A 13,893-nucleotide genomic window follows, 5' to 3' on the forward strand; every position below is an offset into this window, starting at 1 on the left:
GGATCTGCTCAGGTGTTCCAGCCCGGCGGACAAATTCTTTTTGTGCGACGGTGTGCGGCGATCGTGTCGTATCCAGCCTGAACCCCGGATGGGACGCCGCGCATAATGTGGCAGGCTGATTAAAAGCCGCCGTCGGCGCCCTATGCAATATGTGCAAGGGTTGCGCCGCTTAAAATAATGAATCGGGCTGGCAGGCAGCCAGCCGCATAAAAAGTTTCCTGTTTGCTATCTTAGCAATAATCGCAGTCCATCATCTGCCGTCGCCGGTGGATGGACGCTGCCGGCGGGTTTACACCCAATCCTTATGCGGCAGGAAATCCGTCGCCAGCCTGGCTTCGGCACTGCCGGCTTCAGGTTTCCAGTCATAACGCCATTTTACGACAGGCGGCATCGACATCAGTATCGATTCTGTCCTGCCGCCGGATTGCAGGCCGAACAGTGTGCCGCGGTCAAAGACGAGATTGAATTCGACATAGCGGCCACGGCGGTAAGCCTGGAAATCACGTTCACGTTCGCCGTAGGCCAGGTCCTTGCGCTTTTCAAGGATGTGCCGGTAAGCCGGTACGAAAGCATCGCCTACACTTTGCACCATCGCAAAGCTGGAGGCAAAATCGAGTTCGTTGAAGTCGTCAAAAAAGATGCCGCCTACGCCGCGCGCTTCCTTGCGGTGCTTCAGATAAAAGTAGTCGTCGCACCATTTCTTGAAGCGCGGATGCAGGCCGCTGCCGAATGGAACCAACGCATCTTTGCAGCTCTGGTGGAAATGCTTGGCATCTTCCTCAAAACCGTAATACGGCGTCAGGTCCATGCCGCCGCCAAACCACCACACCGGCGCCTGGCCCTCTGCGCTGGTAGTAAAGAAGCGCACATTCATGTGTACCGTAGGCGCGTAGGGGTTGCGCGGATGCAGCACCAGCGATACCCCCATTGCCTCCCACTTGCGGCCAGCCAGCTCGGGGCGGTTGGCGGCTGCGGACGGCGGCAGCCTGTCGCCCATCACATGCGAGAAATTCACGCCGCCACGCTCAAATACATTGCCTTCTTCCAGTACCCGCGAAATACCGCCGCCGCCATCGGGCCTGTCCCAGCTATCGGTGATGAAGGGCTTGCCATCCACTTCTTCCATCGCAGCAATGATGCGGGCTTGCAGGCCGGTGAAGTAATTTTTTACGGTAACGGAATCGGTCATTATCTGGTTCGTCTTGTTGCTGGCTTCAGTGCTCTTATTCAGTGTTTATCACTTAGTATTTATTATTCAGTGTTTTTTGTTCAGTGCGCGCCAGCCGATGTCGCGGCGGTACTGCGCGCCGTCGAAATGTATTTTTTCTATCGTTTCGTAAGCATGTTTCTGCGCAACCTTGACGGTGTCGCCCAGGCCTACGACGCACAGCACGCGGCCGCCGGTAACTTTCAGCTGGCCGTCCACTGCGGTGCTCGCATGGAAGGTCACGCAATCCACGGTTTCAGCAGGGATACCGCTGATGAGGTCGCCCTTGCGCGGCGCATCCGGATATCCGGCCGCAGCCATGACGATGCCCATCGCAGTGCGGCGATCCCACTCCAGCTCTATCGTGTCCAGCGTGCCGTTGACCGCGTGTTCCATTACCGTCACCAAGTCGGTTTTCAGCCTGGCCATGATGGGCTGGGTTTCAGGGTCGCCCATGCGGCAATTGAATTCCAGCGTCTTCGGATTGCCATGGTCATCTATCATCAAGCCCGCATACAGGAAGCCGGTAAACACGATGCCGTCCTTTGCCATGCCCTGCACGGTAGGGTCGATGATCTCGCGCATCACGCGCGCATGCAGCTGCGGCGTCACGATAGGGGCAGGGGAATAGGCGCCCATGCCGCCGGTGTTTGGTCCCTGGTCATTGTCCAGCAGGCGCTTGTGGTCCTGGCTGGTTGCCAGCGGCAGGATGTTCTTGCCGTCCACCATGACGATGAAGCTGGCTTCTTCGCCGGCCAGGAATTCTTCAATGACGACGCGGGCGCCCGCATCGCCCAGTTTGTTATCGGACAGCATCATGTCCACGGCGGCATGCGCCTCTTCCAGCGACATGGCAACGACCACGCCCTTGCCGGCAGCCAGGCCGTCCGCCTTGATGACGATGGGTGCGCCTTTTTGCGCGATATAGTCATGCGCCGCTTTGACGTCTGAAAAGGTCTGGTATTCCGCAGTCGGTATCGCATGGCGCTGCATGAAGGATTTTGCAAAATCCTTGGAGCTTTCCAATTGGGCGGCTTCTTTGGTCGGGCCGAAAATTTTCAGGCCCTGGTCGCGGAAGATATTGACGATACCGGCTGCCAGCGGAGTTTCGGGGCCGACCACGGTCAGGCCTATATGTTCCTGCTTGACGAATTCCGCCAGCGCCAGCGGGTCGCTGATGTTGACATTTTTCAGGCGTGCATCCGCCGCCGTGCCGCCATTGCCAGGCGCGACATAGACCATCTGCACGCGCTCGGATTGCGCCAGTTTCCAGGCCAGGGCATGTTCACGGCCGCCAGAGCCGACTACCAGAATTTTCATATATATTGTGACTTAGTAGATCGTTGAGTGTGCTTCAGCGGCGCCCTTGTCTCCACTTTTACGGTAGAGAGGGCTGCCCGGCCTGCTTATTCCGTTTCGATGATCGCGTTGGTAAATACTTCCTGTACGTCGTCCAGGTTTTCCAGCGCATCGAGCAATTTTTGCATTTTTACTGCATCTTCGCCGGTGAACAAAGTTTCGGTCGATGGTTTCATTGTCACTTCGGCCACTTCTGGTTTGAAACCGGCTTTCTCCAGCGTGTTCTTGATGGAAGACAGGTCGTGCGGTGGGCACAATACTTCAATGCCGCCTTCATCGTCGGTAATCACATCATCGGCGCCGGCTTCCAGCGCGGCTTCCATCAACGCATCTTCATTGGTGCCTGGTGCAAAAAACATTTGGCCGCAATGTGTGAATAAAAAGGCAACTGAACCTTCAGTACCCATATTGCCGCCGAACTTGCTGAACGCATGGCGTACTTCCGCTACCGTGCGCACACGGTTGTCCGTCATGCAATCCACCACAATCGCCGCACCGCCTATGCCATAGCCCTCGTAGCGGATTTCTTCATAGTTGGCGCCTTCCAGCGTGCCGCTACCGCGCTGTATGGCGCGGGTGACGTTGTCCTTCGGCATATTGGCGTCTGCGGCCTTATCGACTGCCAGCCGCAGGCGCGGATTGGAGTCGACATCGTCGCCGCCCATGCGGGCCGCCACGGTAATTTCCTTGATCAGCCGCGTCCAGATCTTGCCGCGTTTGGCATCGGTCGCTGCTTTTTTATGCTTGATGTTGGCCCATTTGCTATGTCCTGCCATGATCGTCTTTCCTTGCAGCGGCACGGTCAGCCAGGGAACAGGGACTGCCCTCGACGCGTTTTACCCGCTTTGAAATTGTAGTGAAGACCGCTATTTTAACATATTGACTTTATCCAAATTCCTTAAAGGCGCTTTAAAGCCCCGGTTTGTGCTTTTTACGAAAAAATTCGCGTCAAAAGGGCGGGAAATGGCATCCTGCAGGCTGTCGGGCAAGATGCGGGGGCCCACGCAAACCCGGATAAGCCTTTACAATGAGGAAATGACTTCTACCACCACACTGAGCCCTACGCTGCACCGCAAAGAGTATCTGGTCGGCCTGACCATTGCCATCTCCGGCGCCATCCTGTTTTCCACCAAGGCCATCATCGCCAAGCTGATCTACCGCTACAACGTTGATGCGGTGACGCTGATTGCCTTCCGCATGCTGTTTTCGCTGCCGATATTTGCCGCCGTCGCCTTCTGGCAGGCGCGCCAGGGTTTCCCCCTTTCCTGGGCCGACCGCGGACGGCTCGTGGTCCTCGGCCTGATGGGCTATTACCTGTCCAGCTTCCTCGATTTCCTGGGTTTGCAATATATTACCGCCGGACTGGAACGGCTGATCCTGTTCCTGACACCATCCTTCGTGCTGCTGATTTCCGCCACCTTCCTGAAGCGCAGGATCAGCGGCCTGGAATGGGCGGCGCTGACGGTGTCTTACATGGGGATCGTGCTGGTGTTCCTGCATGACCTGAAGTTTGGCGGCAGCAATGTGATGCTGGGTTCGGTCATGGTGCTGGGGGCGGCAAGTTCATACGCGTTATACCTGATACAGTCAGGGCAACTGGTCACGCGCCTGGGATCGATGCGGCTGGTATCGTATGCAATGTGCGTTTCCAGTGCTGCCTGCATAGGACAGTTTTTCATGCTGCGGCCGACATCGATGCTGGTGCAGCCCAGTGCGGTCTACTGGCTGTCGCTGGTGAACGCGATTTTTTGCACGGTGCTGCCGGTTTACATGACGATGGTGGCCGTGCAGCGCATAGGCGCCGCCACCGCGTCGCAGGCAGGCATGATAGGCCCGGTATCGACCTTGTTCCTGGGCGCGATCTTCCTGGGCGAGCCGATTACAGGCTGGCAACTGGCGGGAACGGTGCTGGTGGTGGGCGGCATGTACCTGCTGTCAATGAAAAAGAATTCGGTGGCGTCCGCCTGAGGTTTTTGGCGGCCCATGCCAAACTGGATGCTCAATAAATAGGTAAATACGGAGAAGACTATGGACCTGGGGATTAAAGGCCGCAAGGCGCTGGTATGCGGCGCCAGCAAAGGCCTGGGCCGCGGCTGCGCGGAAGCGCTGGCGGCGGAAGGCGTGGACGTGATCATTGTCGCGCGCAATGCAGAATTGCTGGAGCAGACGGCAGCGCAGTTGCGGCAGCGATATGCGGTGCAGGTGATTGCCGTAGTGGCAGACATCACTACGGAAGCCGGCCGCGCGCTGGCGCTGCAAGCCTGCCCGTCGCCGGACATCCTGGTCAACAATGCCGGCGGGCCGCCGCCCGGCGATTTTCGCAACTGGGAGAGGGACGACTGGATCAAGGCGCTGGACGCCAATATGCTGAGCCCCATCGCGCTGATCAAATCCACGGTGGACGGCATGATGGCGCGCGGTTTCGGCCGCATTGTCAATATCACGTCCAGCGCCGTCAAGTCGCCGATCGATATCCTGGGCCTGTCCAACGGCGCTCGCTCCGGGCTGACCGGCTTTGTCGCCGGCATTGCCCGCAAGACCGTAGCGCACAATGTGACGATCAATAACCTGCTGCCCGGCCCGTTTGATACCGACCGGCTGCAATCGGCGATACTGGCCGGCGCCACGGCCAGCGGCAAGAACGTCGAACAGATCAGGGCGGAGCGCATGGCGCAAAACCCTGCCGGCCGCTTCGGTACGGCGGAAGAATTCGGCGCCATGTGCGCTTTCCTGTGCAGTCGCCATGCCTCATTCATGTCGGGGCAGAATGTGCTGATGGATGGCGGCGCTTATCCTGGAACCTTTTAACTTTTTCCAGCAGTCCAATTTTCTTTTTGCGATGTATTTTGCAGTATGTTTGTCGACTCCTAAGGCGGATCAAAATGACTAAAGTAATCAGGATAAATGCAGCGGGTGGCCCAGAGGTCATGGAGTATGTGGATGTGGAATTGGGGCAGCCCGGTCCGGGAGAGGCGCTGGTGCGGCATGCCGCCTGCGGCGTGAACTATATCGACGTCTATTTCCGCAGCGGCATGTACGCTCAGCCCATGCCTGCGGGCCTCGGCATGGAGGGCGCGGGCGTGGTCGAGGCGGTAGGGCCGGACGTTACCCACGTCAAGCCCGGCGACCGTGTCGCCTATGCCGGCAGGCCCAATGGCGCCTATGCAGAGGCCCGCGTGATGCCGGCCAAAATCCTGGTGCGCTTGCCCGAGGCGATCTCGTTTGAGACAGGCGCCGCCATGATGCTGCAGGGGCTGACGGTCCAATACCTGTTTCATCGCAGTTTTCCGCTCAAGGGCGGCGAGACCATCCTCTTCCATGCTGCTGCAGGCGGTGTCGGCCTGATCGCGTGCCAATGGGCGCGCGCCATCGGCGTGACGATGATAGGCACGGTGGGTTCAGACGAAAAGGGCGAGTTGGCAAAAGCGCACGGCTGCGCCCACGTCATCAACTACAACAAGGAAAATTTTGTAGAGCGGGTGCGCGACATTACCGCAGGAAAAGGTGTGCCGGTTGTGTATGATTCCATCGGCAAGGACACTTTCACCGGATCGCTGGATTGCCTGTCGCCGCTGGGCATGATGGTCAGCTTTGGCAGCGCCTCGGGTCCGGTTCCGCCTTTCGGCATGGGCGAACTGGCCTCGCGTGGGTCCTTATTCCTGACCCGGCCTTCACTGATGGACTACACTGCGAAAAGGGAGGATCTGGAAACCATGGCGGCGCAACTGTTCAGCATGGTCGAAAGCGGCAAGGTCAAGATTGATATCCGCCAGCGTTATGCATTGAAAGATGTTGTACAGGCCCATCACGAACTTGAGGCCAGAAAAACAACAGGGTCGAGTATTTTGATTCCTTAAATCAACTCTTTTGCTTAATATGAATAATCCCATGCAGCATCCTGACGAGCAGCCGGTGAAGGGCGAGGGAAGCCCCAAGTTCGGCCGCCTGCTCATTGTGCTGGTGCTGGCGGTGCTGCTGATTGTATTGTTGACGTTTGCTACCGAAGCCTATTACTCCTGAGATTTTGTAATTTTGATCATGAATGCCGCTGGGCAAAGGTGGCATTCTCCTGCTGCCGATGCCATATGGGCCGGCGGCGATATTATTAGTGTGTTGTAGCTTGACTGTACTGGGCAATGGATACAAATCCGATTCAAAGCGCTTCTAAGAAAAGCGAGTTTTCCAATTCCAGCCGTTTGCTGATCCTGCAAAGCCTGGTGCCCATCGCTACCAATCTTGTGTCTTCGCAGCTGGAGGCGTTTTCTGCGCGCCTGACCGAGGCGCTGTTCAAGCTGGCGGATCAGACGCTGCGACCGGAGGAGGCTTCGCATAGCTTCCAGGCTTTCCAGCTGTTGAAACGGAATAACACAACCTTTTACCGTTTGGTGGCGGGGCAGGTCAATGCGGCGCTGGCAAAAGAAGTCAGCACTGTCAATATCAAGAAAAAACCGAAAAAAGGAAGCGAAAAACAGGATTTTTCGCTGGTGACCTTTGAGGAAATGGAAAATAAGGTATTGCTGGGCAACCTGAGTCAGGCACTGGAAGTTAGTAATGCCGAACAATTGGTCGCATTGAATATTCGTATCGGGCATGTGCTGCGGCGCACGCCCATCAGCGTGGCGCAAAATCCGTTTCGTCCCGAAGTGTTCATCCAGGCGGTCTACCAGGCCTGGATGGAATTCGATACGATGACCGAGTCGCATCTGCTGGTGCTGCGCCTGCTGCAGCCGGACATCTTTTTGCAGTTGACGCCCATTTTGCAAGAACTCAATAATGCGATGATAGAACGCGGAATTTTGCCCGACATTACCGAAGCCTACCGTGACAGCCAGCGCAAGAACGAACCTGCCCGCTCCGACGATATTGCGGACAAGGATCCCTTCCTGCATAGCAAGCTGAAGAATATGTTCTCGCCCTCTGCCGCGGCGAATTCTCCTTTGACGCCCAGGGCGCAGGGAGGCAACCAGCGGGCCGACCAGGAGTGGACGGCCGGCAGCCTGCCCGGCGCTGCCGCGGGTAATGCGCAGGGCAGGCAGGATACCGTTACCATTGACCGCCAGTTTTTTGATTACCTAACCAGCATACAAAGGGCCGCGCCAGTGATGGCCGCTGCCGCAAGAGGTTTCGACACAGCGCCGTTGCGCCAGTTGTCGGTGCAGGCGCCTACCGATGCCCTGACACACATAGACCAGAATACGATAGAACTGCTGGCCAGGATTTTTGATTTCGTGTTCAACGACCCAGCGATCCCCGGCGACATTAAAAGCCTGATTTCACAGCTGCAGATTCCCACGTTAAAAGTAGCCTTGCTGGACAAGGATTTCTTCTTCAAGGAGTCGCACCCTGCACGGGTGTTGATCGATACGCTGGCCAAATCCAGCATCTTGCTCAACGCCGACACCGCAACCGAAGATCCGTTATATCAGCTGATAGAAGGCATTGTCGAAAGGGTGCAGCAAGAGTTTGACCAGCAGATCGACCTGTTTTCCGATGTAGTGTCGGATCTGGAAAGCTTTCTTAAAGACGAAGAGCAAAAATCCGAAGAAGCGATCAGCAAGCCGGTGGAGGAGGCGCTGCAGCAGGAAAAAATGCGGCTGGCCAGGGAGTTTGCCGAAAACGACGTGGCCTTGCGTGTGGAAACCGGCGAGGTGGCCGGTTTCCTCGAAAGCTTCCTGCTGAACCAGTGGATACGCATACTGACGATTGCGCACAGCGTCAAGGACCAGAAGCCGCACGCGCTGGAGAATGCGCTGAAGACGATGGACGACCTGATCTGGAGCCTGAAGCCGAAAAACAGCGCGGAAGAACGCAAGGAATTGGTCAGCAAGCTGCCTGCCATGCTGACCTTGCTGAACGCATGGCTGAATGCGATCAAATGGGATGAGCCGGAACGGGTGATTTTCTTTTCCAAGCTGGCCGAAAGGCATGCAGCGATTGCACGCGCCCCGCTGGAATTTTCCCCCCGTCGCCAGTTGGAGATTGCCGTCAATATCGCGCAGCGGGCCAGCGAACGCCGCCTGAGCCGGCACGCGCAGGAGCAGCTGGACAAGCCAGTGGATGAATGGATGGAGCTGGTGGAAACACTGGAGCGTGGCGTCTGGGTTGATTTTGCGCGCAGCAACGGTTCAACCGCCCGTTTCAAGCTGGCCTGGGTCAGCCCCAAGCGTACCCGCTATATCTTCACCAACCGCCAGGGCCACGACGCCTTTTCAATTTCCGGCGACCAGCTGGTCAACAAATTCCGTGAAGCGAATGCAGTACAGGTCGTTGCCGACTCCGTGGTGGACAGGGCGCTGGTAGCGGCGCTGCAGGATCCAGTGGAATAACCGGCATGGCGTCATAGCGGCATTGCTGCCGCTATGAGGATAGGTCCGGCTTTGAGTTGAGCTTCATAGCAAACATGAGCTACTAGCTACTTGGCTGCTGTTCCCGCATTCGAGGCTGCTCCGCTGACGCCGGGAAATTCCTTGAAGGCACTTTCAACAAGCTTGGGCATTTGTGAATTCAACGTGCGATTCAGGCTTTCGGTTGTGCTCCTGATGTCGAATAGCTGCTTGCCGCTGCCTGCTTCGGAGATCAGCAAATCCAGCTCATGCAGGTACCAGCGGCGCACTTCCAGGTCGGACGCCAGCAGCGGCGGCCCAAAGGGGCCGTAGAAGCCGTAGTACGGAGAAAAATAGGGATTGTAAAACGGGCCGCGGGAATAGCCGAAACGCCAGAAGGGATCATTCCAGCGGGAGTAGTACGCAGGCAGGCTGATCTGCACATCGCCGGCTTCCGTGTGGTAATTGAGTGAAACCTTGAATGCAGGGCTGCCGTTGACAGATTCGGTAAACCCGGATTGGTTCAGCCTGGCGCGCACCAGGTTTTCATAGCTGTTGTATTCCAGATTATTCTGTTGCGCAGGCTGACGCTCGAACACATAGGTTTTTTCTTTGACTTCGGCCGGCCAGTTGTGGAACACCGTCACCTGGCTGTTCACCGTGCTGCAACCGGCGAGCACTACCGTCAATGCGGCCAGGGCTGAAATGATGCAATAACGCAGGCAATTTTTCATGGCGAACTCCTTGCTGAAATCTTTTTTTTCAACGAATGCGGCATCGCGTGAAAAACAGGATTTACCCTTAAAGTATGGGGTTTTTGTTGATAAAAAGCTGTTACGGTTTGTAACCCACGGCAACAGAGCCGGCCGGATTTGTATCAGACAAAGCGCCGCAGCTTGCCATCTGACGGCAAAACAGCTGCCGACCTGCGTGGCAAGCTGTGTCGGCGCTGTTTTTTCGACTGCTGCATCCGAGGATACTGCTGACAATAGCACCGGCTTTGTCAAGAATTGCCAAATATTCTCTTGATACCGCGTGTTTACCGTGATTTGAGCCGCACAGATTGGTAAAATAAGAAGCTTTGCAGAATTTTGGCGTCTGTACGTTCATGCGACATTACCCGCTGAAGGTTCAAACGCCTTGCTTTCAATCCTGATTCTACCGGCGATCCCGGTATTTTTCACTGCACATTTTTCGATTTACTTTAAGAGATCCAGACGCCCATGCGCACAGATATTCCAAGCACGCCCGAACAGCCGGTTACCGTTTATCGCAAGGATTACATCGCCCCAGGTTTTTGGGTAGATACCGTGGAAATGGGTTTTGACCTGGACCCTTTGGCGACCCATGTGGCTACCCGCATGACGATGCGCCGCAATCACGACAGCAGCGAAAAAGACATCGTGCTGTTTGGAGAATCGCTGAAACTGGTGCAATTGCGCATCAACGGCGTCAACGTCAAGAGATCTGCTTATACCGTGCAAAACGGCACGCTGCGCATCAGCAATGCGCCCGACGAGTTCACGCTGGACATCGAGACGCTGATCCAGCCGGCCAAGAATACTTCTTTGTCCGGCCTGTATGTGTCCAACAACAACTTCTTCACGCAATGCGAAGCCGAAGGTTTCCGCAAGATCACCTACTTCCCGGACCGTCCGGACGTGATGGCCAAGTACACAGTGATGCTGCGCGGCGACAAGAAAAAATACCCTGTGCTGCTGTCCAACGGCAACCTGGTTGCCCAGGGCGATCTGCCCGGCGGCCGCCACTTCGCCAAATGGGAAGACCCGTTCAAGAAGCCGTCTTACCTGTTCGCACTGGTTGCTGGCAAACTGGTCTGCCAGCAAGAGAAGTACAAGCTGCAGTCCGGCCGCAAGGTCTTGCTGCAGGTATGGGTCGAAGACGGCAATCTGGACAAAACGCAGCACGCGATGGATTCGCTGAAGAACAGCATACGCTGGGACGAAGAGCGCTTTGGCCTGGAGCTGGACCTGGACCGCTTCATGATCGTTGCCGTGAGCGACTTCAATATGGGCGCGATGGAAAACAAGGGTTTGAATATCTTCAATACCAAGTATGTATTGGCCAACCCCAGCATTGCCACCGACATCGACTATGCAGGCATAGAGTCCGTCGTCGGCCACGAATACTTCCACAACTGGACCGGTAACCGCGTAACCTGCCGCGACTGGTTCCAGCTGTCGCTGAAAGAAGGCCTGACGGTGTTCCGCGACCAGGAATTTTCTGCCGACCTGGTAGGCACACCTACCGGCCGCGCCGTCAAACGCATCGAAGATGTACGCCTGCTGCGCCAGGTGCAGTTCTCCGAAGATGCAGGCCCGATGGCGCATCCGGTGCGCCCTGACTCCTTCGTCGAGATCAATAACTTCTACACTGTCACGATCTACGAAAAAGGCGCCGAAGTCGTACGCATGTATTACACGCTGTTGGGTCATGAAGGCTTCCGCAAGGGCATGGACCTGTATTTTGAGCGCCATGATGGACAGGCGGTGGAGTGCGACGATTTCCGCGCAGCGATGGCGGATTCCAGCGGTCGCAACCTGAAGCAGTTCGAACGCTGGTACAGCCAGGCCGGTACGCCGCGCGTCAAGGTGGAAACCAGCTACGACAAGGCCAGCAAGACTTACGAAATGACCTTGAGCCAATCTTGCCCATCCACGCCAGGCCAGGGCAGGAAACTGCCTTTCCACATTCCGGTGGCAGTCGGCCTGCTGAATGCCAACGGCAAGGATATTGCGCTGAATCTGGAAGGCCAGGCAGCTCCGTCCAAAGCCACTACGCTGGTGCTGGAACTGACAGCAGCGAAGCAGACTTTCCGCTTTACCGGCATCGCCAAAAAACCGGTGCCGTCGATACTGCGTAATTTCTCTGCGCCTGTTGTTCTGGAATACGATTACACGGACGAAGAACTGGGCCACCTGCTGGCCAACGACAGCGATCCTTTCAACCGCTGGGAAGCTGGCCAGCGTTTGGCAATGCGCCGCCTGGTCAAGCTGACCAAGGCCGTGTTGCAGGGCGAAGTGCTGGAACTGGACAGCATGTTCATCGAAGCGTTGCGCGCGACGCTGAACGATCGCACGCTGGATCCTTCTTTCCGCGAACTGGTGCTGACGCTGCCGTCCGAGGCGATGATCGCCGAAGAATTCAAGGAAGTAAATCCGCAAGCGATCCACCAGGCGCGCCGTTTCGTGCGCAGCAGCCTGACGCAGCATCTGCGCGCCGATTTGCTGACTGCCTATGAAGAAAACCTGACACCGGGCAAATACAGCCCGGACGCGGTATCGGCTGCCAAGCGCGGCTTGAAGAACCTGGCCCTGTCGTATCTGCTGGAATGGCCGGACGAAGCGACATTTGTACTGGCAAAGACGCAATTTGACGAAGCGCAAAACATGACAGACCGCCTGGCGGCATTGGTGGCGCTGACCAATTTCTCAGGCTCCGCGAAAAACGCCAAAGTGTCGGCGCAGGCATTGCAGAAGTTCTATCGGGATTTCAAGAACGAAGCATTGGTCATCGACAAATGGTTCATGCTGCAAGGTACTGCCAGTACGACCGACGCGGCCAAAGTGCGCGAACTGATGAAGCATCCAGCGTTCACGCTGAGCAACCCGAACCGTGCGCGCAGCCTGACTTTCAGCTTCTGCAACGCCAATCCTTCGCGCTTCCATGCAGCTGACGGTAGCGGCTACGCACTGTGGGCGGACCTGGTGATCGCGCTGAACAAGACCAACCCGCAGGTTGCTGCCCGCCTGGCGCGCAGCCTGGACCGCTGGCGTAAATACCCCAAGGCGCTGCAAGCGCAGATGAAGGCCGCATTGCAACGCGTGGCCGATACCAGCAAATTGTCCAAGGACGTGCTGGAAGTGGTCACAAAAGCGCTGGCTTCCTGATCCGTCCGGATCACTAAAGTCAACAAGGTCGACAAGATCAATAGGAGCAACATGAAACGTGTAAGCCTGACGCAGTACCTGGTCGAAGAACAGCGCCTGAACAACTCGATACCGGCCGAACTGCGGTTGCTGATCGAAGTGGTTGCGCGCGCCTGTAAAACCATCAGCCATGCCGTCGGCAAGGGCGCGCTGGGCGAAGTGCTGGGCACCGCCGGCAGCGAGAACGTACAGGGTGAAGTGCAGAAAAAGCTGGATATCCTGTCCAATGAAATCCTGCTGGAAGCCAATGAATGGGGCGGCCACCTGGCAGCGATGGCATCGGAAGAAATGGAGTCCATCCATCCTATTCCCCATCGTTATCCCAAGGGCGAGTACATGCTGCTGTTCGATCCGCTGGATGGCTCCAGCAATATCGACGTGAATGTATCCATCGGCACCATCTTCTCGGTATTGAAGGCGCCGGACGGCATGTCCGACCCGACCGAAAAGGATTTCATGCAAGCCGGCAGCAAGCAGGTTGCCGCAGGTTATGCGGTATATGGCCCGCAAACTGTGCTGGTGCTGACGACCGGCAATGGCGTCAATTGCTTTACACTGGACCGCGAAATGGGTTCTTGGGTGCTCACCCAGCGCAATATGCAGATCCCGGCCGACACCAAGGAGTTCGCGATCAATTCGTCGAACGCCCGCCACTGGCATCCGCCGGTGACACGCTACGTGAACGAGATGCTGGCCGGCAGCACTGGGCCGCGTGGCAAGGACTTCAATATGCGCTGGATTGCTTCCATGGTGGCGGACGTGCACCGCATCCTGAACCGCGGCGGCATCTTCATGTATCCGGCCGACGCGCGCGATCCGGACAAGCCGGGCAAGCTGCGCCTGATGTACGAAGCCAACCCTATGGCGATGATCGTGGAACAGGCTGGCGGCGCCGCGACGGATGGCAAGCAGCGCATGCTGGATATCCAGCCTGAGAAGCTGCATCAGCGTGTACCGGTATTCCTCGGTTCAAAAAATGAAGTGGAACTGGTGACTCGCTATCATCAGGAGTAAATGTCCGAGGTACTGAATTGAGGATAAAAAAAGCGCCTGT

12 protein-coding genes are annotated in these 13,893 nt (G+C 56.8%); 8 read left to right on the plus strand and 4 right to left on the minus strand.

Annotated features, from left to right (window positions below):
* Nucleotides 1–289 precede the first annotated feature (289 nt).
* From hemF to ACO0LO_RS20120, 3 genes are all read right to left on the minus strand, one after another.
* Nucleotides 290–1,189 carry an oxygen-dependent coproporphyrinogen oxidase gene (gene hemF / locus ACO0LO_RS20110; protein WP_422966722.1) on the minus strand — a complete coding sequence of 300 codons (900 nt, stop codon included), beginning with the start codon at nucleotides 1,187–1,189 and terminating at the stop codon, nucleotides 290–292.
* Between the two features lie 66 nt (nucleotides 1,190–1,255).
* Nucleotides 1,256–2,527, minus strand: coding sequence for a phosphoribosylamine--glycine ligase (purD, locus tag ACO0LO_RS20115; protein WP_422966723.1), 1,272 nt, complete (start codon nucleotides 2,525–2,527; stop codon nucleotides 1,256–1,258).
* Nucleotides 2,528–2,613: 86 nt separating this feature from the next.
* Nucleotides 2,614–3,342 carry a YebC/PmpR family DNA-binding transcriptional regulator gene (locus ACO0LO_RS20120; protein WP_422966725.1) on the minus strand — a complete coding sequence of 243 codons (729 nt, stop codon included), beginning with the start codon at nucleotides 3,340–3,342 and terminating at the stop codon, nucleotides 2,614–2,616.
* A 259-nt stretch (nucleotides 3,343–3,601) separates the two neighbouring features.
* On the opposite strand from ACO0LO_RS20120, the gene ACO0LO_RS20125 reads away from it, so the two are divergent.
* The 5 genes from ACO0LO_RS20125 (at nucleotide 3,602) to ACO0LO_RS20145 (ending at nucleotide 8,892) form a co-directional block, all read left to right on the plus strand.
* A complete protein-coding gene (locus tag ACO0LO_RS20125) occupies nucleotides 3,602–4,534 on the plus strand; it encodes a DMT family transporter (protein WP_422966726.1) in 933 nt (310 codons plus the stop codon).
* Between the two features lie 60 nt (nucleotides 4,535–4,594).
* Nucleotides 4,595–5,374: an SDR family oxidoreductase gene (locus tag ACO0LO_RS20130; RefSeq protein WP_422966728.1), complete on the plus strand. Its 780-nt coding sequence runs from the start codon at nucleotides 4,595–4,597 to the stop codon at nucleotides 5,372–5,374.
* Between the two features lie 74 nt (nucleotides 5,375–5,448).
* Nucleotides 5,449–6,423 carry a quinone oxidoreductase family protein gene (locus tag ACO0LO_RS20135; RefSeq protein ID WP_422966730.1) on the plus strand — a complete coding sequence of 325 codons (975 nt, stop codon included), beginning with the start codon at nucleotides 5,449–5,451 and terminating at the stop codon, nucleotides 6,421–6,423.
* 31 nt (nucleotides 6,424–6,454) lie between these two features.
* Nucleotides 6,455–6,586: a hypothetical protein gene (locus ACO0LO_RS20140; protein WP_422966732.1), complete on the plus strand. Its 132-nt coding sequence runs from the start codon at nucleotides 6,455–6,457 to the stop codon at nucleotides 6,584–6,586.
* Between the two features lie 116 nt (nucleotides 6,587–6,702).
* Entirely contained in the window at nucleotides 6,703–8,892 is a 2,190-nt protein-coding gene (locus ACO0LO_RS20145) for a DUF1631 family protein (protein ID WP_422966734.1), read from the plus strand.
* An 86-nt stretch (nucleotides 8,893–8,978) separates the two neighbouring features.
* Here ACO0LO_RS20145 and ACO0LO_RS20150 read toward each other — a convergent pair whose 3' ends face one another.
* Nucleotides 8,979–9,623, minus strand: a complete 645-nt coding sequence (locus ACO0LO_RS20150; RefSeq protein ID WP_422966736.1) for a DUF4136 domain-containing protein — start codon at nucleotides 9,621–9,623, stop codon at nucleotides 8,979–8,981.
* Between ACO0LO_RS20150 and ACO0LO_RS20155 the strand changes: the two genes are divergently transcribed.
* The 3 genes from ACO0LO_RS20155 to ACO0LO_RS20165 all read left to right on the plus strand — a co-directional run bounded on the left by ACO0LO_RS20155 (nucleotide 9,622) and on the right by ACO0LO_RS20165 (nucleotide 13,853).
* Nucleotides 9,622–9,918, plus strand: coding sequence for a hypothetical protein (locus ACO0LO_RS20155; RefSeq protein WP_422966738.1), 297 nt, complete (start codon nucleotides 9,622–9,624; stop codon nucleotides 9,916–9,918). The two genes, ACO0LO_RS20150 and ACO0LO_RS20155, sit on opposite strands and share 2 nt — an antisense overlap.
* A 194-nt stretch (nucleotides 9,919–10,112) precedes the next feature.
* The gene (gene pepN, locus ACO0LO_RS20160) at nucleotides 10,113–12,800 is read left to right on the plus strand and encodes an aminopeptidase N (protein ID WP_422966740.1); all 2,688 of its coding nucleotides are present in this window, start codon (nucleotides 10,113–10,115) and stop codon (nucleotides 12,798–12,800) included.
* A 51-nt stretch (nucleotides 12,801–12,851) separates the two neighbouring features.
* Nucleotides 12,852–13,853 (plus strand): class 1 fructose-bisphosphatase, encoded by a 1,002-nt coding sequence (locus ACO0LO_RS20165; RefSeq protein WP_422966742.1) that lies wholly within the window; start codon nucleotides 12,852–12,854, stop codon nucleotides 13,851–13,853.
* Nucleotides 13,854–13,893: the final 40 nt, after the last annotated feature.

Origin of the sequence: Undibacterium sp. TJN25 (genome assembly GCF_049339885.1) — a bacterium.
In the GTDB taxonomy this organism is placed as follows: domain Bacteria; phylum Pseudomonadota; class Gammaproteobacteria; order Burkholderiales; family Burkholderiaceae_D; genus Undibacterium.